Source organism: Nocardioides sp. SRI_004, from assembly GCF_057586415.1.
In genome coordinates, this window is the sequence record NZ_JBYCZV010000003.1 from 1 (window position 1) to 20,875 (window position 20,875).

General features: G+C 72.0%; 17 protein-coding genes. 12 read left to right on the forward strand and 5 right to left on the reverse strand.

Annotated elements, in window-relative coordinates:
* The 8 genes from infB to AC2YHB_RS04060 all read left to right on the forward strand — a co-directional run.
* Nucleotides 1-2,366, forward strand: a 2,366-nt coding sequence (gene infB, locus AC2YHB_RS04025; RefSeq protein ID WP_487353552.1) for a translation initiation factor IF-2, incomplete at its 5' end; no start/stop codon positions are given.
* Nucleotides 2,367-2,451: 85 nt separating this feature from the next.
* Nucleotides 2,452-2,904 carry a 30S ribosome-binding factor RbfA gene (rbfA, locus tag AC2YHB_RS04030; RefSeq protein ID WP_036542177.1) on the forward strand — a complete coding sequence of 151 codons (453 nt, stop codon included), beginning with the start codon at nucleotides 2,452-2,454 and terminating at the stop codon, nucleotides 2,902-2,904.
* Between the two features lie 93 nt (nucleotides 2,905-2,997).
* A complete protein-coding gene (locus tag AC2YHB_RS04035) occupies nucleotides 2,998-4,854 on the forward strand; it encodes a T9SS type B sorting domain-containing protein (RefSeq protein WP_179650739.1) in 1,857 nt (618 codons plus the stop codon).
* 1 nt (nucleotide 4,855) lies between these two features.
* Nucleotides 4,856-5,719: a tRNA pseudouridine(55) synthase TruB gene (gene truB, locus AC2YHB_RS04040; RefSeq protein WP_257026933.1), complete on the forward strand. Its 864-nt coding sequence runs from the start codon at nucleotides 4,856-4,858 to the stop codon at nucleotides 5,717-5,719.
* A 38-nt stretch (nucleotides 5,720-5,757) separates the two neighbouring features.
* Nucleotides 5,758-6,705 (forward strand): bifunctional riboflavin kinase/FAD synthetase, encoded by a 948-nt coding sequence (locus tag AC2YHB_RS04045; RefSeq protein WP_036542183.1) that lies wholly within the window; start codon nucleotides 5,758-5,760, stop codon nucleotides 6,703-6,705.
* 14 nt (nucleotides 6,706-6,719) lie between these two features.
* Entirely contained in the window at nucleotides 6,720-7,745 is a 1,026-nt protein-coding gene (locus AC2YHB_RS04050; protein WP_179650741.1) for a hypothetical protein, read from the forward strand.
* Nucleotides 7,742-8,689 (forward strand): nucleoside hydrolase, encoded by a 948-nt coding sequence (locus tag AC2YHB_RS04055; protein WP_179650743.1) that lies wholly within the window; start codon nucleotides 7,742-7,744, stop codon nucleotides 8,687-8,689. Before AC2YHB_RS04050 ends, AC2YHB_RS04055 begins: the two co-directional genes overlap by 4 nt.
* Nucleotides 8,690-8,721: 32 nt before the next feature.
* Nucleotides 8,722-9,903, forward strand: a complete 1,182-nt coding sequence (locus tag AC2YHB_RS04060) for a molybdopterin-dependent oxidoreductase (protein WP_179650745.1) — start codon at nucleotides 8,722-8,724, stop codon at nucleotides 9,901-9,903.
* A gap of 3 nt (nucleotides 9,904-9,906) precedes the next feature.
* Here AC2YHB_RS04060 and arfB read toward each other — a convergent pair whose 3' ends face one another.
* Both arfB and AC2YHB_RS04070 read right to left on the reverse strand, forming a co-directional pair.
* Nucleotides 9,907-10,320, reverse strand: a complete 414-nt coding sequence (gene arfB, locus AC2YHB_RS04065; protein ID WP_207011122.1) for an alternative ribosome rescue aminoacyl-tRNA hydrolase ArfB — start codon at nucleotides 10,318-10,320, stop codon at nucleotides 9,907-9,909.
* A 16-nt stretch (nucleotides 10,321-10,336) separates the two neighbouring features.
* Nucleotides 10,337-12,448: a molybdopterin-dependent oxidoreductase gene (locus AC2YHB_RS04070; protein WP_308645639.1), complete on the reverse strand. Its 2,112-nt coding sequence runs from the start codon at nucleotides 12,446-12,448 to the stop codon at nucleotides 10,337-10,339.
* Between the two features lie 176 nt (nucleotides 12,449-12,624).
* Here AC2YHB_RS04070 and rpsO point away from each other — a divergent pair, with 176 nt between their 5' ends.
* The 3 genes from rpsO to AC2YHB_RS04085 all read left to right on the forward strand — a co-directional run bounded on the left by rpsO (nucleotide 12,625) and on the right by AC2YHB_RS04085 (nucleotide 16,741).
* Complete coding sequence (gene rpsO / locus AC2YHB_RS04075) at nucleotides 12,625-12,900, forward strand: 30S ribosomal protein S15 (protein WP_036542197.1); 276 nt, start codon at nucleotides 12,625-12,627, stop codon at nucleotides 12,898-12,900.
* Between the two features lie 245 nt (nucleotides 12,901-13,145).
* On the forward strand, nucleotides 13,146-15,377 hold the full coding sequence (locus AC2YHB_RS04080) for a polyribonucleotide nucleotidyltransferase (protein ID WP_036542199.1): 2,232 nt from the start codon (nucleotides 13,146-13,148) through the stop codon (nucleotides 15,375-15,377).
* Nucleotides 15,374-16,741: a M16 family metallopeptidase gene (locus AC2YHB_RS04085; RefSeq protein WP_179650749.1), complete on the forward strand. Its 1,368-nt coding sequence runs from the start codon at nucleotides 15,374-15,376 to the stop codon at nucleotides 16,739-16,741. The genes AC2YHB_RS04080 and AC2YHB_RS04085 overlap by 4 nt, the downstream gene beginning before the upstream one ends.
* Nucleotides 16,742-16,814: 73 nt before the next feature.
* On the opposite strand, the gene AC2YHB_RS04090 is transcribed toward AC2YHB_RS04085, so the two are convergent.
* Both AC2YHB_RS04090 and AC2YHB_RS04095 read right to left on the reverse strand, forming a co-directional pair.
* The gene (locus AC2YHB_RS04090; protein WP_487353553.1) at nucleotides 16,815-18,548 is read right to left on the reverse strand and encodes a BCCT family transporter; all 1,734 of its coding nucleotides are present in this window, start codon (nucleotides 18,546-18,548) and stop codon (nucleotides 16,815-16,817) included.
* 171 nt (nucleotides 18,549-18,719) lie between these two features.
* Entirely contained in the window at nucleotides 18,720-19,235 is a 516-nt protein-coding gene (locus tag AC2YHB_RS04095) for a class I SAM-dependent methyltransferase (RefSeq protein WP_036542201.1), read from the reverse strand.
* Between the two features lie 111 nt (nucleotides 19,236-19,346).
* Between AC2YHB_RS04095 and dapB the strand changes: the two genes are divergently transcribed.
* The gene (gene dapB, locus AC2YHB_RS04100) at nucleotides 19,347-20,078 is read left to right on the forward strand and encodes a 4-hydroxy-tetrahydrodipicolinate reductase (protein WP_308645641.1); all 732 of its coding nucleotides are present in this window, start codon (nucleotides 19,347-19,349) and stop codon (nucleotides 20,076-20,078) included.
* Nucleotides 20,079-20,291: 213 nt separating this feature from the next.
* Here dapB and AC2YHB_RS04105 read toward each other — a convergent pair whose 3' ends face one another.
* Nucleotides 20,292-20,831 carry a GNAT family N-acetyltransferase gene (locus tag AC2YHB_RS04105; protein ID WP_179650753.1) on the reverse strand — a complete coding sequence of 180 codons (540 nt, stop codon included), beginning with the start codon at nucleotides 20,829-20,831 and terminating at the stop codon, nucleotides 20,292-20,294.
* Nucleotides 20,832-20,875: the final 44 nt, after the last annotated feature.

A 20,875-nucleotide genomic window follows, 5' to 3' on the forward strand; every position in this document is an offset into this window, starting at 1 on the left:
CCAAGGCCCCGGCCCCGGCTCCGCGCCCGGTCGGCAAGCCCGGCGGCACCCCGCGTCCGGGCAACAACCCGTTCGCGCCCAGCCAGGGCATGGGCCGTCGCCCCGCCCCGCCGCCGCGTGAGGGCGAGGCCGGTCCGGCCGGCCCGCGTCCGCCGGCCGGTGCCGGTGGTCCGCGTCCGGGCATGCCGCGCCCCAACCCGGCGATGATGCCGAAGTCCCCGGCCGCCTTCGGCTCGGGCCCCGGCGGTCGTGGCCCGGGTGGTCCCGGTCGTCCCGGTGGTCCGGGTCGCCCCGGTGCCCCCGGTCGTGCCGGTGCTCCCGGCCGCGGTGGCGCGGGTGCGGGCGCTCCCGGCGGTCGTGGTCCCGGCGGTGGCGGCTTCGGCGGCCCCGGAGGTGGCGGACGTCCCGGTGGCGGTGGCCGTCCCGGCCAGCGTGGCCAGACCCAGGGCGCCTTCGGTCGCCCGGGCGGTCCGGCGCGCCGCGGTCGCAAGTCGAAGCGGGCGCGTCGCCAGGAGTTCGAGGCCATGGAGGCCCCGACGATCGGCGGCATGCGGGTCCGCAAGGGCAACGGCGAGACCGTTCGCCTGGCGCGTGGCTCCTCGCTGACCGACTTCGCCGAGAAGATCGGCGTCGACGCCGCTTCGCTCGTGCAGATGCTCTTCCACCTCGGCGAGATGGTCACGGCCACCCAGTCGGTGGGCGACGAGACCCTCGAGCTGCTCGGTGAGGAGCTCAACTACGTCGTCGAGGTCGTCTCCCCGGAGGACGAGGACCGCGAGCTGCTGGAGTCGTTCGACATCGAGTTCGGTGCCGACGAGGGCAGCGAGGACGACCTGGTCATCCGCCCGCCGGTCGTGACCGTCATGGGTCACGTCGACCACGGAAAGACCAAGCTCCTCGACGCGCTCCGCGACGCCAACGTCGTGGCCGGCGAGGCCGGTGGCATCACCCAGCACATCGGTGCCTACCAGGTCCACACCGAGGTCGACGGCAATGACCGTCGCATCACCTTCATCGACACCCCGGGTCACGAGGCGTTCACCTCGATGCGTGCCCGTGGTGCGCAGGCGACCGACATCGCCGTCCTGGTGGTCGCGGCCGACGACGGCGTCATGCCGCAGACGGTCGAGGCGCTCAACCACGCCCGGGCGGCCAACGTCCCGATCGTGGTGGCGGTCAACAAGATCGACAAGGAGACGGCCGACCCGACCAAGGTCCGCGGCCAGCTCTCCGAGTACGGCCTCGTGCCCGAGGAGTACGGCGGCGACGCGATGTTCGTCGACGTCTCGGCCAAGGCCGGGCTCAACCTCGACAAGCTGCTCGAGGCGATCGTGCTCACCGCCGACGCGTCCCTGGACCTGCGGGCCAACCCGGTCCAGGACGCGCAGGGCCTCGTCATCGAGGCGCACCTCGACCGCGGTCGCGGTCCGGTCGCCACGGTGCTGGTCCAGCGCGGCACGCTGCGCGTCGGTGACTCGATCGTCGCCGGTCCGGCCCACGGCCGCGTCCGCGCGATGCTCGACGAGCACGGCAACGAGCTGACCGAGGCCGACCCGGCCCGGCCCGCGATGGTCCTCGGCCTCTCGTCCGTCCCGGGCGCCGGCCAGAACTTCATCGTGGTCGAGGACGACCGGATGGCGCGCCAGATCGCCGAGAAGCGGGAGGCGCGCGAGCGTGCCGCCCTGCAGGCGAAGCGCCGTGTGCGTCGTACCCTCGAGGACTTCATGGCCTCCATGGAGAAGGGCGAGAGCCAGGAGCTCAACCTCATCCTCAAGGGCGACGTGTCCGGTTCGGTCGAGGCCCTCGAGGACGCCCTCGCGCAGATCGACGTGGGCGAGGAGGTCAGCCTCCGGGTCATCGACCGTGGTGTCGGTGCGATCACCGAGACCAACGTCGACCTGGCCGCCGCCTCCGACGCCATCATCATCGGCTTCAACGTCCGGCCCCAGGGCAAGGCGGGCCAGATGGCGGAGAAGGAAGGCGTCGAGATCCGCTACTACTCGGTCATCTACCAGGCGATCGAGGAGATCGAGGCGGCCCTCAAGGGCATGCTCAAGCCGGAGTACGAGGAGAACACCCTCGGCCAGGCCGAGATCCGTGCGATCTTCCGCTCGTCGAAGATCGGCAACATCGCCGGCTGCATGGTCACCAGCGGTGTCATCCGGCGCAACGCCAAGGTCCGCCTGCTCCGCGACGGCGCCGTCGTCGCGGACAACCTCGACCTCGCCTCGCTCAAGCGGGAGAAGGACGACGCGGCGGAGGTCCGGGAGGGCTTCGAGTGCGGTCTCGTGCTCCGGAACTTCCAGGACATCAAGGAAGGCGACATCGTCGAGGCCTTCGAGATGCGGGAGATCCCGCGGAGCTGACCTGCTCCACCGCACCATCCGAGCTGTGCCGCCCGTCCCGACACCGGGGCGGGCGGCGCGGCCGTTCCAGTGATAGGAAGACCCCATGGCAAGCCCCCGCGTACGCAAGATCGCCGACCGGATCCAGGTGATCGTCGCGGAGATGCTCGAGCGCCGGATCAAGGACCCGCGGCTCGGGTTCGTGACGGTGACCGAGGTTCGGCTCACCGGCGACGCCCAGAACGCCACCATCTACTACACCGTGCTCGGCGAGGACGCCGACCAGCAGGCGACCGCCCAGGCGCTGGAGTCGGCCAAGGGCCTGCTCCGCTCCGAGGTCGGCAAGCAGCTCGGCATGCGGCACGTCCCTTCGCTCGCCTTCGAGTTCGACGGCGTCCCCGAGAGCGCCCGGCACCTCGACGAGGTGCTCGCCCGCGCCCGTGCGGCCGACGCCGCGGTCGCGGCCGCCCGCGAGGGTGCCCAGCCCGCGGGCGAGGCGGACCCGTACAAGAAGCCCCGCGAGGCCGCTCCGGAAGAGGAAGTCGACAGCGACGACTGATCGCACGGTCGTGCCGTTTGGTGACCCTTCGCTGACGTAGGCTCGACGGTGCCCGTCACACCGGGGTGGCGGCGCAGCGGGAGGGACACCGTCATGAGGACATCGATCCAGGGGCTCGTCGTCGCGCTGTGCGCGACCTTCCTGCTGCTGCCGGCGCCGCGCGCCGAAGCGGCAGGAGTGGACGTCGACATCCCGACCGGCACGTGGTCGGGCGTCGAGACGGTGACCTTCACCAGCGCCGACCCGACGGTCCAGTCGTTCGCCGTGCAGATCGGCGGCGCCCCGCACCCCGTGATCCGGGCGGCCAACGCCGTTCCGGGCGAGCCGGTCGAGGTGCAGGTGCCGACGTGGGGCTTCCACGGGCGGTGGAACGTCGCCGCCACCGGCTGCTCGGTCCCCGTGGACCAGCAGTGCAGCCCGAGCGTCCTCTACACCCGCACGTTCGAGCAGGACCCGGCTGACGCCGTGGCGGCCGCCTTCGACCTGCCGGGCGAGCCGGTCTTCCTGCCCGAGGAGGCGGACGACGCCCGCATCACCCTCACCAGTCCCGGTGGCCGGCACTTCCTGGTGACCAGGACCGAGTACGGCGGACGGGAGCTCTCCGACCTCGTCCCGGCCGGCGGCAGCGCGCCGCTCCCACTCGCCGGCACGGGTCCGATCGACATCGAGTCGGTCGCCCGCTGCCCCGAGGGCGTGACGCCCGGCCTGGTCCGCCTCGGCACGTCCTGCGAGGTGTTCCCGATCGGCCGCACCGTCACCGTCGTCGGCAACCTCGGGCTCTCGGTGAGTACCAGCAGCGCCGGAGCGATCATCGACGCGCAGGACGGGACCTCGGTCGACATCCGTGCCCGCGTCGTCGACGGCCTCGCCGCCGAGCTGTCCTACGAGCTGCTCGACTCCGCCGACCGGACCGTCCTCGGCCCGGTGGCCTGGCCCGGGACGGGCGACGTGGCCGTCTTCGACCCCAACGCGCCCGGAGTGGCGCTGGCCGGCGGCGACCACACGCTCGAGGTGACGGCCACGATCACGAAGGGCGACCTGGTCCGGACGGAGACCGCGACGGTCCCGCTGGCGCTGACCACCGACCCGCCGCCGGTGGACCTGCCCTCCTACTGGCTCTCCGGCATCGCTCGCGACGTGCGGGGCGACCGTCCGGCGTCGGTCTCCGTCGGTGGGACGAACGATCCCCGCTACCTCGGCACCCTGCATGTCACTGATGCGGCCGGCAACGAGGTGTGGACCGCCAGGACCGGCCCCGACTGCCGCGGGGACTCGTGCCAGATGGCGCCGGACCCGAACGAGCCCGCCTGGTACGACTTCTCCTGGCCCGGTACGACGACCGCCGGGGCCAGGTTGCGGGCGGGGGAGTACCACGCCGTGATGACCGTGGTGGACGCCTGGGGGCGCACGGTCGAGGTCGCCGACGTCGGCTCGCTGTACATCGACCACCTCGAGACCGTGACGACGACGAAGCGCTACACCCCGGCGAGCACGACCTGGGCCGACAGCATCATCGGACGATGCTCGTCCTCACCGAAGCCGGGGCCGCACGGTTGGGCCGGCTCGGTCGGCGTGCTCTCGCTGAGCAGGTGCCGCAACACCGCTGGGCGCTACGACTGGGCGTTCCGGTCGTTCCTGCTGGAGCACCGCAAGGCGCCGGACCAGCAGCGGCTGATCAGTTACCAGGTCGCCGCGTACGGCGCGCCGGTGCGGCGCGGGATGCGCGGAGGCATCGTGTACGACGCCAGCGGCGGCCGCGGACCGGTGTGGAAGAACGTCGGGACGCTGTCGGGCGGGCTCGGCTGGCACACTGCTGCCCGGGTGGCCGCGCCTCCCGGCAACGAGGGGACCAACTACTTCGCCCTCGTGCAGGCCCGGACGACCAGCGGCAACAAGTGGGACATCAGGTACTGGCGGGTCTCGTGGACCCACCGCGCATGGAGGAGATGAGTTGGCAGAGGTCCCGTCCGGGCTGGTCGTGGTCGACAAGCCCGGTGGCATGACGTCCCACGCGGTCGTGGCTCGCGTCCGTCGTACCCTCGGCACGCGGAAGGTCGGGCACGCCGGCACCCTCGACCCGATGGCGACCGGCGTGCTGGTCCTCGGCGTCGAGCGCGCCACCCGCCTGCTCGGCCACCTGATGCTGACCGAGAAGGCCTACACGGCGACGGTCCGGCTCGGCGCGTCCACGACGACCGACGACGCCGAGGGCGAGGTCACTGCGACGACCGACGCCTCCCACCTGACGGAGGCCCAGGTCCGCGACGCGCTGGGCGCGTTCGCCGGTGAGATCGACCAGGTCCCGTCGACGGTCTCGGCGATCAAGGTCGACGGCAAGCGCGCCTACGCGCTGGCCCGCGCCGGCGAGGAGGTCGAGCTGAAGGCGCGGCGGGTGACGATCCACGAGATCGAGGCCGACGGGTTCCGGGGCGAGGACGGCTTCCTCGACCTGGACATCCGGGTCCGCTGCTCGAGCGGGACCTACATCCGTGCGATCGCGCGCGACCTGGGCGCCGCGCTCGGCGTCGGCGGGCACCTGACCGCGCTGCGCCGTACGGCGGTCGGACCGTTCACCCTCGACGGCGCCAACACCGACCTCGACGACCTCGCCGTCACCCCCCTGGCGGTCGCCGCGCGGGCGTCCTTCCCCGCGCTCGACCTCGACGACGAGCAGGCGCAGGCGGTCCGCTACGGCCGTCCGCTAGCGCTCCCGATCGACGGCCTGACGGGGGTCTTCGCGCCCGGCGGCGAGTTCCTCGCGCTGTACCAGCCGAACGGCGGCAAGGCGAGGCCTGCTGCCGTCTTCGTCGGGTAGTGGCGGCCGGCGAGGGCGGGTGTGGGAGAGTTGCCGCCGTGCGAGTGTGGCGCGACTTCTCCGAGGTGCCGAGCGATCTCGGCCGCACGGTGGTGACGATCGGCAACTTCGACGGCATGCACCTGGGGCACCAGCACGTCGTACGACGTGCGCGCGAGGTGGCCGCCGAGGTCGGCGTCGACCACGTGGTGGCCGTGACCTTCGACCCGCACCCGATCGCGGTGCTGCGGCCCGAGCACGCCCCGCCGACGCTCACGACGATCGAGGAGCGGCTGCGGCTGCTCGGTGAGGCGGGGGTGGACGACGTCCTCGTCATCCCCTTCTCCCGCGACATCGCCGCGTGGACGCCCGCGGAGTTCATCCAGCGGATCCTGCTCGACACCCTGCACGTGCGCGCCGTCGTCGTCGGCGCCAACTTCCGCTTCGGCAACCGCGCCGCGGGTGACTGCAACCTGCTCCGCGAGGCCGGCGCCGCCCACGACTTCGTGCTCGAGGAGGTCAGCCTCGACGGCGGCCCCCAGGTCTGGTCGTCCACCTACGTCCGCACCTGTCTCGCCGCCGGTGACGTCACCGGTGCGGCGGAGGCCCTCGGCCGCCCGTTCACGACCCGCGGCGTCGTCGTCGAGGGCGACAAGCGGGGCCGCGAGCTCGGCTACCCGACCGCCAACGTGCCGGTCCGCCCCGGCGCGGCCGCGCCCGCCGACGGCGTGTACGCCGGCCGGCTGACCGTGCTCGACGGGCCGGACGCCGGTTCGTCGTACCCGGCCGCGATCAGTGTGGGCACCAACCCGACCTTCGCCGGGGAGCGCGAGCGCCGCGTCGAGTCCTACGTGCTCGACCGCACCGACCTGGCCCTCTACGGGCGCGAGGTCGAGGTGGAGTTCGTCGAGCGGCTGCGCGGCATGGTGCGTTTCGACTCGGTTGACGACCTGCTGAAGGCGATGGCCGACGACGTGGCGCGGGCCCGCACGATCCTCGCGGGCTGACAGGGCCGGCGGACATGGCGGACCTGCAGGACGAGGTCGCGGCGGCCGAGCGCTGGTTCGCCGACCACGGGCTGCCCTACTTCGTCGACGACCAGCGCGCGGCGGTCGCCCGCGGCCTCGGCCGGGCCCGGCTCGTGCCGGTGTTCGCGCTGGCGGTCCTCGTCGGCGCCGCAGGGGGAGTCGCGGTCGGTGCCGTGGCCGGTGCGGGGGCCGCGGCCGGCATCGGTGCCGGCATGACCGTCGCCGGCGTGGTCCTCGCGGCCTACGCCGTCGCCACGCTGCGTGCCTGGATCGTCGTGGGCTGGGCGGTGCGGCGCACGCTGCGCTCCTTCGGCCTCGTGCTGCCGCTGGTGACCCGGGCGCTGCCGTTGCTGCTGCTCTTCATCACCTTCCTGTTCATCAACACCGAGGTGTGGCAGGTGGCGGCCAGCCTCGACGGGGGAGTGCTGTGGGTGACCGTGCTCCTCTTCGCCGCGATCGCGGTCGGCTTCCTGCTGACCCGCCTGCCCGAGGAGCTCGACAGCGTCGACGACGAGGTCGAGGCGCAGCAGCTGATCGAGGCCTGCGCCGGGACTCCGCTGGAGCCTGCGGCGCGGGAGATCGCGGCCCGCGTCGAGCGCGTCGGTGCGGTCGATGCCGAAGTGGGTGGGCTGCAGAAGGCCAACCTGGTGCTGGTCCTGCTCGTCGCGCAGGCCGTGCAGGTGCTGCTCCTCGCCCTCGCCGTCTTCGTGTTCTTCATCGTGTTCGGCGTCGTGGCGATGAAGCCGGACGTGCTCGAGCTCTGGCTCACGCATCCGGTGCACCCGCTGCGAGGCCCGCTCGGTGACGCCTTCGGGCAGACCCTGAGCCTGGAGCTGTTGCGGGTCTCCACCTTCCTCGCCGCCTTCAGTGGCCTCTACTTCACCGTGTACGCCGTCACCGACGAGCTCTACCGCAAGCAGTTCTTCTCCGTGGTGATCCGCGAGCTCGAGCGCGCCGTGAGCGCCCGGGTCGCCTACCGCTACATGCGCGACGCGCAGCGGGACCCGGACGCGGCATGACCCGGCTCCCGGTGGTGCTCGACTGCGACACCGGGAGCGACGACGCCGTCGCGATCCTGCTCGCGGCGCTGCACCCGGGCCTGGACCTGCTCGGGGTGACCACGGTGTGGGGCAACCACGACGTGCGGCACACGACCGACAACACCCTGCGGGTGCTGGACCTGGTCGGCCGGGGTGCGGTCGGCGTCCACCCGGGGCGCAACGAGCCGGTCCGGCCGCGGATCGAGGACCTGCCCAGTGGGCGGTCGGACCTGCCCTCGAGCCTCGACCTGCCCGCGCCCGTGTCGGCCGCGGGTGGCGAGGCCGTCGAGTGGCTGGTCACGACGCTGCGTGGCGCCGCCGACCCGGTCGCGCTGGTCGCGACCGGCCCGTTGACGAACGTCGCCGCGGCTCTGGCCGCCGACCGGTCGATCACCGGAGCGATCGGCCGGCTGGTCGTGCTCGGCGGGACGCACCGGCAGCCCGGCGTGACGCCCTACGCCGACCGCAACGTCTGGTGCGACCCGGAGGCCGCCGCCGACGTCCTGGCGGCGCCGTTCCGCGACGTGCTGATGGTGACGATGGACGCGACCTTCTCGGCTCCGCTCACGGGTGCCGACGCCGGCCGCCTCCGGTCCGTCGGCACCCCCGCCGCCCGGGCCGCCGCGGACCTCGTCGAGACGCGGATCGACTGGTACCGGAGGGACCGGGCGATGGCTGCGCTGCCGGCGGCGCCGCTCCACGACCCGCTCGCGGTCGCGGCCCTGGTCGCACCGGAGATCCTCACCACGGTGCGCGCCTCGGTGGAGGTCGAGCGCACCGATCCCGAGCGGTACGGCGCCACGCGGTTCAGCGCCGAGCCGGACGAGCGCCGAGGTCGGCTCTCCGTGGCGGTCCGCGCGGACCACGACAGGTACGTCGCCCTGCTCTGCGACACCTTCGGTCCTTCAGCACGAGTGACTTAAATGTAGTAAGTCGATGGTGTTAATCTGCTGGCATGGTGGACACCTCGCTGCGACGTCGCTCGGTCCTCGGACTCCCGCTCGCCGGCCTCGCGGTCGCCGGCACGACCCAGGTGCTCGGCGCGGCCCCGCGGGCGTACGCAGGTGCCCCGGCCATCCAGAAGCCGCTCCCGCCGGAGTGGTTCATCGACTACGGGACCAACGCCGAGACCCGCTGGGACTCCGTGGGCCCGCACCGCTACGCCACGCCCCAGTCGCGGCTGTTCGTGCGCAACCACACGCGCACCCCGCAGATCGACGCGGCGTCGTACCGGCTGCGGGTGTTCGGCGACGGCCTGACCGACCCGGCCGGGGTCACCCTCGGCCTCGCCCAGCTCCAGCGGCGGTTCCGCACGGTCGAGGTCACCTCCGTGCACGAGTGCACCGGCAACGGTCGCAGCTTCTTCGACGTCCAGCAGGGCACGAAGGCGTCCGGCACGCAGTGGACGCTCGGCGCGGTCGGCACGGTCACCTGGCAGGGCGTCCGGCTGCGCGACGTGCTGCGGTGGGCGGGCCTGCGCAGCGACGCGGTCTCGGTCCAGGGCTCCGGGCTCGACGACGAGTACGTCGACAAGGGCGAGAACCTCGGTCGGGTACGACGCCCGTTCCCGATCGCCAAGGCGCTCGACGACGCGCTGCTGGCGTGGGGCGCCAACGGCGAGCCGCTGCTGCCCGACCACGGCTACCCGCTGCGCCTGGTCCTGCCCGGCTGGGTGGGCATCGCCAGCATCAAGTGGCTCGGCGAGCTGCAGGTCTCGACGTCGGAGCTGACCTCGCCCTGGAACACCCGCTGGTACAACATCGGCGGTCCGCTGGGCGTCAACCCGGTGCGCTCGGCCTGGGAGCTCCCGCGCGACGCGCAGGTGCCGGCCGGCCGCACGACCGTCCTGACCGGCCGCTCGTGGTCGGGCGCCGCCCCGATCGCCCGCGTCGACGTGAGCACCGACGGTGGCGCGACCTGGCAGCCGGCCCGGCTGCGGCCGGCCCCGGGACCGCGGACCGAGGGGCACGGCTGGACCCGCTGGGCGCACACCTGGCACGCCCCCGAGCCCGGGCGGCACGAGCTGCTGGCGCGCGCCACGGACCTGCACGGCCGCACCCAGCCCGACGTCGCGACGTTCAACCCCAACGGCTACTTCTTCGACGCGGTGGTCCGCCACCCCGTCACGGTCGCCTGACCCTCACTCGTCGACGCGCCCACGCAGCTGCTTGGTCTGGCCACGCTGGCGCTTGGCCTCGAGCCGGCGCTCCTTCGACCCACGGGTCGGCTTCGTCGCCCGCCGCGGCGGGGGTGGGGGAGCCAGCAGCTCGCGGACCCGGCCGGCGAGCCGCTCACGGGCCGCGCTGCGGTTGCGGTGCTGTGAGCGGTGCTCGTGCGCGACGACGACGAGCGGCACGTCGGTGCGCCCGAGGATCCGTGCCCGCTGGCGCTCGTCGAGAGCGGCGGACCCGGTCGGGTCCCACGCCAGCTCGACGCGCGAGTCGGTGGTGTTGACCGACTGCCCGCCGGGGCCGGGGGAGCGGGAGAAGCGCTCCACCAGCTCGCTGTCCGGGATGACGAGGCCGTCGGGCAGCCCGGGGCCGGGCGGGACGATCAGGTCCACGACCGCCCTAGGAGACCGTGACCGGTACGCCGGACAGGGCGGCGTTGCCCGAGACGTCCATCCGCTCCGGGTCGGTCAGGTCGTTGATGGACACGCCGGCGACCCCCGTCGCGATCCCCAGCCGGACGCCGTCGCGCTGGTGGCCGTAGCCGTGGGGGAGGGACACCACGCCGGGCATCATGTCCTCGGTCGCCTTCACCTCGACCTCGACCTTGCCGACCCGCGACGTCACGGTCACCACCGCGCCGTCGGCCAGGCCGCGGGCGTCGAGGTCGGCCGGGTGCATCAGCAGGTGGTGGCGCGGCCTGCCCTTGGTCAGCCGGTCGGTGTTGTGCATCCACGAGTTGCAGTCGCGCTGGTGGCGGCGCCCGATCAGCAGCAGCTCCTCGCCGGTCGGCAGCTCCTGCGCCCGCAGGCGCGTGAGGTCACCGGCGACCAGGTCCGGCAGCGCCTTGATCCGCTTGTCCTTCGTGAACAGCCGCCCCGGCAGCTGGCCGCCGCGGAGCGGGCCGATGTCGACGCCCTCGGGGTGCTTGCGGAGCTGGCTGATCGTCACCCCGGACCTCCCGGTGCGCAGCAGCATGCCGATCATCAGGGTCGGGCTGAGCCGCAGGCGTGCCTCCGTCATCAGGCGACGCTTGAGCGGTGCCTTGCGCTCCAGCCGGCGCGCGACGCGGGTGTACAGGTCGCGGAAGATCTCCCAGTCGTGGCGCTGGTCGCGTCCCTTCGGGAACACCGCCGGCGTGAACCGCGCGGTGTCGCGCACGGCCAGCACGTGGAACGGCAGGTCGTAGTGGTCGCGCTCCAGCAGCGTCGTCGGCGGCAGGATCACGTCGGCGTGCCGGGTCGTCTCGTTGAGGTAGATGTCGATCGCGGCGCAGAAGTCGAGGCCCTCGAGCGCCTTGTCGAGCGCCGCGCCGTCCGGCGTCGACAGCACCGGGTTGCCGGCGATGGTCAGCAGCGCCCGCACCTGGCCCTCGCCGGGGGTCTCGATCTCCTCGCGCAGCACGGACACCGGCAGCTCGCCGCCGAACTCCGGCGCCTGGCGCACCCGCGACCGGAACCGGTCGTAGTGCCCCCGTCCGAGCAGGCCGCGCCCGACGGCGTCGATCGCCGGCGACGTCAGCATCGCGCCGCCGACCCGGTCGGTGTTGCCCGTGACCAGGTTGAGCAGCTGCACGGCCCACTGGCAGACCAGGCCGAACTCCTGGGTCGAGACCCCCATCCGGCCGTACGCCGCCGCCCCGTCGGCGGCCGCGAGCTCCCGCGCGATCCGCACGATGACCTCCGCGGGCACGCCGCTCGCGCGCTCGGCCGCCTCAGGGGTGAAGTCGGCGACCGCCTCGGCGACGGCGTCCAGCCCGTCGACGTACGACGCCGGGCTGGTCAGGCCCTCGGCGAAGAGCGTGTTCAGCATCGCCAGCAGCACCCAGGCGTCGGTGCCGGGCCGGACGAAGTGGTGCTCGTCGGCGACCCGGGCGGTCTCGGTGCGGCGCGGGTCGAAGACGACCATCCGGCCCCCGCGCGCCTGCAGCTCGCGCAGGCGGCCCGGGAAGTCGGGGACGGTCATCAGGGAGCCGTTGGACGCCATCGGGTTGGCGCCGAAGACGAGGAAGTAGCTGGTCCGGTCGATGTCCGGCACCGGCAGCAGCAGCTGGTGGCCGTAGAGCAGGTTGCCGATCAGCTGGTGGGGGAGCTGGTCGACCGACGTGGCGCTGTACTTGTTGCGGGTGCGGAACGACTGGGCGACGGCGATGCCGTGCGTCAGTGCCCCGAGGCTGTGCGCGTTGGGGTTGCCGAGGTAGAGGGCGAAGGCGTCGTCGCCGTGCTCGTTGATGGTCCGCGCGATCCCGTCGGCCACCAGGTCGAGCGCCTCGCCCCACCCGATCTCCTCCCAGCGCGCGTCGGCGCCGCGACCGATCCGCCGCACCGGGCGGCGCAGCCGGTCGGGGTCGGCGTGGATGTCGCCGATCGCCACGCCCTTGGGGCAGATGTGCCCGCGCGAGAGCGGGTCGTCGGGGTTGCCCCGGACGCCGGTCACCCGGCCGCTCTCGATGGTCAGGAGGAGACCGCAGGTCGCCTCGCACAGGTTGCACACGCCGATGTGTTGCTCAGCCACGCCCGCATCGTCACACGTCTGCCCAGGCGACGCCATGACCCCGGCGGTCAAGGATTCGGCTCCCGACCCGGCCCGTTGATAGTCTTCTGCGGTTGCCGTCAGGACGGCCGCGGACAAAGAGAGCTCCAGGAACTCAGGCTGGGGCGCCGCGCAACGAGCGAACCAGGAGATTACCCATGGCAGTCGGTACCGACGCTGAGACCAAGAAGAAGATCATCGCGGAGTACGCCACGACCGAGGGCGACACCGGTTCGCCGGAGGTGCAGATCGCGCTGCTGAGCCACCGCATCAGCCACCTGACCGAGCACCTGAAGCAGCACAAGCACGACCACCACAGCCGTCGTGGCCTGCTGCTCCTCGTCGGCCAGCGCCGTCGTCTCCTCAACTACCTGAAGAAGACCGAGATCGAGCGCTACCGCTCCATTGTCGAGCGCCTCGGCCTGCGTCGCTGATTTCCGCCGCCCGGCGGAGCGTCTCCGGCGTTGCGGGCCCTCGACGGCCCGCTCCGCTTGAAGGCCGCCTTCGGGCCCGCGCCTTGGAGCCGCACACGCCGGGCGACGGAAATGAACATCGAACGGGCGAGCCCTCCGGGGCTCGCCCGTTCTGCTTTTCCACCGCCGGTCGATAAGGTGGCCGGTGGCAATCAATCCATTCCCGCGGGGCAGCGCGTCCCGCACCGTACGAACAAGAGAAAACATTGACTGAACCCGTCATCTCCGAGGTCGAGACCGTTCTCGACAACGGCAAGTTCGGCACCCGGACCATCAAGTTCGAGACGGGCGTCCTCGCCCGCCAGGCCGCCGGTTCGGTGAGCGCCTACCTCGACGGCGACACCATGCTGCTGTCGGCCACGACCGCCGGCAAGCACCCGAAGGACCACTTCGACTTCTTCCCGCTGACCATCGACGTCGAGGAGCGGATGTACGCCGCGGGTCGCATCCCCGGCTCGTTCTTCCGCTCCGAGGGCCGCCCGGGCGAGGACGCGATCCTCGCCTGCCGCCTCATCGACCGTCCGCTGCGCCCGACCTTCAAGAAGGGCCTGCGCAACGAGGTCCAGGTCGTCATCACCGTGATGGCGCTCAACCCGGACACCCCCTACGACGTGCTCGCGATCAACGCCGCGTCGCTCTCGACCCAGCTCTCCGGCCTGCCGTTCAGCGGCCCGGTCGGCGCCACCCGCGTCGCCCTCATCGAGGGCCAGTGGGTCGCGTTCCCGACCCACAGCCAGCTGGAGAAGGCCGTCTTCGACATGGTCGTCGCCGGCCGGGTCACCGAGACCGGTGACGTCGCCATCATGATGGTCGAGGCCGAGGCCACCGAGGAGACCATCGAGCTGGTCCGCGGCGGCGCCCAGGCGCCGACCGAGGAGGTCGTCGCCGGCGGTCTCGAGGCCGCCAAGCCGTTCATCAAGCAGCTGGTCGAGGCCCAGGTCGAGCTCGCCAACGTGGCCGCCAAGCCGGTCCAGGAGTTCCCGATCTTCCTCGACTACGAGGACGACGTCTACGCCGCCGTCGAGGCTGCCGTGAAGGCCGACCTCACCTCCGCGATGAGCATCGGCGACAAGCAGGAGCGCGAGGCGCGCACCGACGAGCTCAAGGCCGAGGTGCTCGACAAGCTCGCCGGCGACTTCGAGGGTCGCGAGAAGGAGATCGGCGCGGCCTTCCGCTCGGTCAACAAGCAGGTCGTGCGCGAGCGCATCCTGCGCGACAAGGTCCGCATCGACGGCCGCGGCCTCGCCGACATCCGTCCGCTGCACGCCGAGGTCGACGTGATCCCGCGGGTCCACGGCTCGGCGCTGTTCGAGCGCGGTGAGACCCAGATCCTGGGCGTCACCACCCTCGACATGCTCAAGATGGAGCAGCAGCTCGACACGCTGTCGCCGGAGACCCACCGGCGCTACATGCACAAGTACATCTTCCCGCCGTTCTCCACCGGTGAGACCGGTCGCGTCGGCTCGCCGAAGCGCCGCGAGGTCGGTCACGGTGCGCTCGCCCGCCGCGCGCTCCTGCCGGTGCTCCCGAACCGCGAGGAGTTCCCGTACGCCATCCGCCAGCTCTCCGAGGCCATGGGCTCCAACGGCTCCACCTCGATGGGCTCGGTCTGCGCCTCGACCCTGTCGCTGCTGCAGGCCGGTGTGCCGCTGAAGGCCCCGGTGGCCGGTATCGCCATGGGCCTGGTGTCCGGCGAGATCGACGGCAAGACCGAGTACGTCGCGCTGACCGACATCCTCGGCGCCGAGGACGCCTTCGGCGACATGGACTTCAAGGTCGCCGGCACCAAGGAGTTCGTCACCGCGCTCCAGCTCGACACCAAGCTCGACGGCATCCCGGCCGAGGTCCTGGCTGCGGCCCTGACCCAGGCCCGCGACGCCCGCCTGGCGATCCTCGAGGTCATGGCCGAGGCCATCGACGCTCCCGAGGAGATGTCGATCCACGCGCCGCGGATCATCACCGTCAAGGTGCCCGTGGACAAGATCGGTGAGGTCATCGGGCCCAAGGGCAAGGTGATCAACCAGATCCAGGACGACACCGGCGCGAGCGTGTCCATCGAGGACGACGGCACGGTCTACATCGGTGCGACCAACGGCGAGGCGGCCGAGGCCGCCCGGGCCGCGATCAACGCGATCGCGAACCCGACCATGCCGGAGGTCGGCGAGCGCTACCTCGGCACGGTCGTCAAGACGACCAACTTCGGTGCGTTCATCGCGCTGATGCCGGGCAAGGACGGCCTGCTGCACATCAGCAAGCTGCGCGGCCTCGCCGGTGGCAAGCGCGTCGAGAACGTCGAGGACGTCGTCTCGGTCGGCCAGAAGCTCCAGGTCGAGATCGCCGAGATCGACGACCGCGGCAAGCTGTCGCTGATCCCGGTCGTCGAGGACGCCGAGGGCGCCGACGCCGAGTCCGGCTCGGAGGAGTCCGAGGACGCGTGAGCAACGCTCTCAAGTCGACGGCCGGTCAGCAGCACGCTGACCGGCCGTCGGCCGTTTCCCGTACCTCCACCAAGACGCTCGAGACGGTCCGTGACGAGGCCGGCCAGGTGACCTCCGTCGTACGACGTACGCAGCTCGCCTCGGGCCTGCGGATCGTGACCGAGCAGATGGCCGGCGCCCGCTCGTCGTCGATCGGCGTCTGGGTCGGTGTCGGCTCGCGTGACGAGACCGTCACGACCCACGGTGCGTCGCACTTCCTCGAGCACCTGCTGTTCAAGGGCACCGACGAGCGCTCGGCGCTGGACATCTCGATCGCCCTCGACGCGGTCGGCGGTGAGTTCAACGCCTTCACCTCGAAGGAGTACACCTGCTTCCACGCGCGGGTGCTCTCCGACGACCTCCCGCTCGCCGTCGACGTGCTCGGCGACATGGTCACCGGCTCCACGTTCACCGACCACGACGTCGAGGCGGAGCGGACCGTCATCCTCGACGAGATCGCGATGCACGACGACGACCCCGACGACGTGGTCCAGAACCTCCTCGCGGAGCTGGCGTGGGGCGCCGGCACCCCGCTCGGACGCCCGATCGCGGGCACGGACGCGTCGATCGAGGCGATGACGCCGGCACAGATCCGACGCTTCTACAAGAAGCACTACGTGCCGGCCAACACGGTGATCTCGATCGCGGGCGCCGTCGACCACGGCGCCGCCGTGAAGGCCGTCCGCAAGGCGTTCTCGCGCCACGGGTGGCTCGACGGCGACGCCGCACCGGCCGCGTCCCGGGTCGCGGCCACGAAGCGCCGCCCGCGGGCCGGCGCCGGCGAGGCGGAGGTCAGCCGCCCGTTCGAGCAGGTCAACCTGGTCATCGGCCGCGAGGGCGTCACCCGTGACGACGACCGTCGCTACGCGCTCGGCGTCCTCAACACCGCCCTCGGCGGCGGCACGTCGAGCCGGCTCTTCCAGGAGGTCCGCGAGCACCGCGGCCTGGCCTACTCGATCTACTCCTTCGCCAGCCAGTACGCCGACTCCGGCATCGTCGGGGTCGCCGTGGGGTGCCTGCCCGACCGCACCGACGAGGTGCTGGCCGTCGTACGCGAGCAGCTCGACACCATCGCGGCCGAGGGCATCACGGCCGACGAGCTCGCCCGGGGCAAGGGCCAGCTCGTCGGCGGCATGATCCTCGGTCTCGAGGACTCCGGCTCGCGGATGATGCGGCTCGGCAAGAACGAGCTGGTCCACGGCGAGGTGCTCGGCATCGACGAGGTGATCGAGCGGATCGAGGCGGTCACCCTCGACGACGTCCGCGCCGTCGCGGCCGACGTCTTCGGGCGACCCGAGCTGCTCGCCGTGGTCGGCCCGGCCTGACTGGACGGTTCAACTACCGAATTTGTCGTGATCAGGCCGATCGGGCGACAAATTCGGTAGTTGAACCGCGACCTCAGCTCTCGGACTCGGGCTCGGTTGGCTCGATCGACAGCACGAAGTCGTCGCCGTGCTCGGTGACGCCGGCGATGACGGCCTGCTCGACCGCCTCCTCGCCGTACCTGCGCCGGACCACGAGCGGGTCCTGGCGCAGGTCGCGGACGAGCGCGGCGGCGAGTCCGATCATGATCACGACGAACGGCAGGGCGGCCACGATCGTGATGGTCTGCAGGCCGGTCAGGGCGTCCTCGCCGCCGGCCAGCAGCATGACCGCCGCCACGGCGCCGGTCGCCACGCCCCAGAAGACCACGACGGACCGTCGCGGCTCGGTGGTGCCGCGCTCCGACAGGCTGCCCATCACGATCGAGGCGGCGTCGGCGCCGGACACGAAGAAGATGGCGACGAGCAGCATGACCACCACGGTGGCGACCGTGGCCAGGGGCAGGGCGTCGAGCGTGCCGAAGAGCTGCGCCTCGAGGCCGCCGGCGTTCGCGATGTCGGTGCCGTCGCGCTGGAGGTCGATGGCGGTGCCACCGAGGATGCAGAACCAGAGGACGCTGACGACGCTGGGCACGAGCAGTACGCCGGTGACGAACTGGCGGATCGTCCGCCCGCGCGAGATGCGGGCGATGAACATGCCCACGAACGGCGTCCAGGACAGCCACCACGCCCAGTAGAAGACGGTCCAGCTGCCGAGCCACTCCTCGGTCGCGGGCCCCTCGGCGCCGGTGCGGGCGGCCATCATCGCGAGGTCCTGCGCGTAGCTGCCGAGCGAGGTCGGCACCAGGTTGAGGATGAACACGGTCGGGCCGACCACGAACAGGAAGGCCGCGAGCACGACCGCGAGCACCATGTTGATGTTCGAGAGCCACTGGATGCCCTTCGCGACGCCGGAGACGGCGGAGAGGACGAAGGCGACGGTGAGCACGGTGATGATGACGACGAGCGCGCCGTTGCCCAGCGGGCCGACGTCGCCGACGATCTCGAGCCCGCTGCTGATCTGCAGCGCGCCCAGGCCGAGCGAAGTCGCGGAGCCGAACAGCGTCGCGAAGATCGCGAACATGTCGATGACCTTGCCGGCGCCGCCGGACGCGCGCTCGCCGAGCAGCGGGGCGAAGGCGGCCGAGATCAGCTGGACGCGCCCCTTGCGGTAGACGCCGTACGCGATGGCGAGGCCGACGACGGCGTAGATCGCCCACGGGTGCAGGGTCCAGTGGAACATGGTCGTCGCCATGGCGGTCTGCGCAGCGGTGTCCTCACCGCCCGTGCCGGGCGGGGGAGTGACGAAGTGCGACAGCGGCTCGCTGACGCCGTAGAACATCAGGCCGATGCCCATGCCCGCGCTGAACATCATCGCGATCCACGACGAGGTGCGGAACTCCGGCTCCTCGTCGTCGCGGCCGAGCGGGATGGCGCCGTACTTGCTCATCGCCAGCCAGACCACGAACACCACGAACCCGCTGGACGTCAGCACGAACAGCCACCCGGTGTTGGTCATCACCCAGTCCAGCGCGCGCCCGGAGGCCGTCGCGAGCGACGAGGTGCTGACGAGCCCCCACACGACGAACGCGATGCCCACGGCTGCCGCGCAGCCGAACACGACGGGGTCGAGCCCGCGTCGCGAGGGCTCCTCGGTGTCGACGGCGTGGTCCAGTGCCGGGTGCGGTACGACGTCCGCGGCCGGGGTGCTGAGCGCGCCGGCCAGCTCGGAGGCAGTGGTCTGCGGGATCTTGCTCGGGGTCTGGGTCACGTCTCTCCAGGGTGTCGCCGGTCAGGACGAGCACGCGCGCCGAGGCGGTGAGAGAGGACCGAGAGGTGAAGTCAGGCCAGCCCCGAGACGGGCATGCTGCCCCAGCACGTTAACAAGAGCTCACCCTGTCGTGTCGAATCGGTGGACCGCGGGTGAGCGGCCGCGGAAGGGTCAGCGGCGGCCGATGATGCCGATGACGGGAGGCATCTTGGAGTCGACGATGTAGACCCGGAAGCCGCCGTCGCGCAACTGCGCGGAGGTCTTCGCAAGGATGTCGGGCACCTGCTCGGGCCGGCTGGTGTCGAAGAACAGGTTGACCGAGCCGCCGGGCATCAGGCGCTCGTGGAGGAGGGCGATCTCCTCGGTTGCGTCGCGGACCCAGAACAGGTTGACGTCGAACGCGAACACCTTGGTGAGCCGCTTGACCGGCACCCGCAGGGTGGCCAGGTCGATCTGGCGCACGGTCAGCCGGCCGGCCTCGATGTGCGCCGCACAGCGCTGCTTCGTGCGGTCGACGCCCGCCTCCGACCGGTCGATGGCGAACATCTTGCCCTTGCCCTCGAGGCGCCGGCAGATGAGGTCGGCGGCCGCGCCACTTCCGCAGCCGATCTCCAGCACGTGGTCGTTGGGCTGGACGTCCATGAAGTCCACCGCCCACCGGATCCGGGCCGGGATCTTGTTCACCATGGGGGCCAGCCTGCCAGAACGGCGCGCCGGGTGACGCACTACCTTGGTCCCGTGAGCACTCGTGTCGCGGAGAACGCTGGACCTGAAAGCACCGGGAGGCTCCGTGTCGGAGTGCTCGGAGCACGCGGGAAGGTCGGCGCCGAGGTCGTCCGGGCCGTCGAGAATGCCGACGACATGGACTTCAGCGCGGGCGTCGACCAGGGCGACGCCGTGGCTGCGCTGGTCGACAGCGGCACGCAGGTGGTCGTGGACTTCACCCACCCCGACGTGGTCATGGACAACCTCCGCTTCTGCATCGAGAACGGCATCCACGCCGTCGTCGGCACGACCGGCTTCGACGAGGACCGGCTCGAGACCCTGCGTAGCTGGCTCGCCGACAGCCCGGGCACGGGCGTCCTGATCGCCCCGAACTTCTCCATCGGCGCGATCCTGATGATGCGCTTCTCCGCGATCGCCGCCCCCTTCTTCGAGTCGGTCGAGGTCGTCGAGCTGCACCACCCGACGAAGGCGGACGCGCCCAGCGGCACCGCCGGCCGCACGGCCGAGCTGATCGCCGCGGCCCGCCGCGAGGCCGGCAGCGCGCCCATCCCGGACGCCACCAGCACCGGCCTCGAGGGCGCCCGTGGTGCCGACGTCGACGGCGTCCGCGTCCACAGCGTGCGGGTCCGCGGCCTCGTGGCCCACCAGGAGGTCATCCTGGGTGGGCTGGGGGAGACCCTCACCATCCGCCACGACTCGCTCGACCGGGTGTCCTTCACCCCCGGGGTGCTGACCGGCGTACGCAAGATCGGCGCGTTCCCCGGCCTCACCGTCGGCCTGGAGCACTTCCTCGACCTGGGCTGACCCGTCCCGCCCGCGAAGTGTGACGGTCTCTCCGCCGAAGTGTGAGGGTTTCTCCGCCGAGGTGTGCATGTTTCTCCCTCGAGGTGTGTGACCTACTCCGGCGAGGTGGCGGAACTGTCGTCACAGGACGGAGAAGCTGTCACGCCTCGATGGAGAAAGTGGCCCACTTCGGCGGAGAAGGTCTCACACTTCGCGGGTCAGAGGCGCCGGTCGTCAGGCCAGCGCGGTGTGCAGGCGGACCTGCTTGACCGCGGTCCCGTCCTCGTCGGCCAGCTCCCGGCTCGCCCCGTCGGGCTCCCACCCGGCGCTCGTCAGGAAGGCGCGTACGACGTCGTCGGCCGCGTCGACCCAGCACACCGCGCGCGTGAACCGGTCGGCGACCAGCGTGTCGACGCAGGCCTGCAGCAGCCGGGAGCCGTGACCGGCTCGGGTCCCGTCCGGGTCGACGGTGAACTCGCCGATCTCGCCGTCCGCGGACGGGTCCGCGTCGGGGTCGGCGTTCGGGCCGGTGAGGGCGAAGCCGACGACGCGGTCGTGGACGAGCGCGACCAGCGCCCGCTGCCGGGCCTGCGGCGGTCGCGCGAGCGTGCCGCGCCAGGCCTCGGCCAGGTCGTCCACCCCGATGCCCTGCGCCGCGAGCCGCGCGGCCAGCCTGCCGTCGTACCGCTGCTGCCAGGAGCGGAGCTGGACGCCGGCGATCCCGGGGGCGTCGGCCGGCCACCCGACCCGGACGGAGACATCAGCAGCAACCACGCGGCCAGTCTGTCAGTGCGCAGGTGTGGACCCACCGCCTAGGG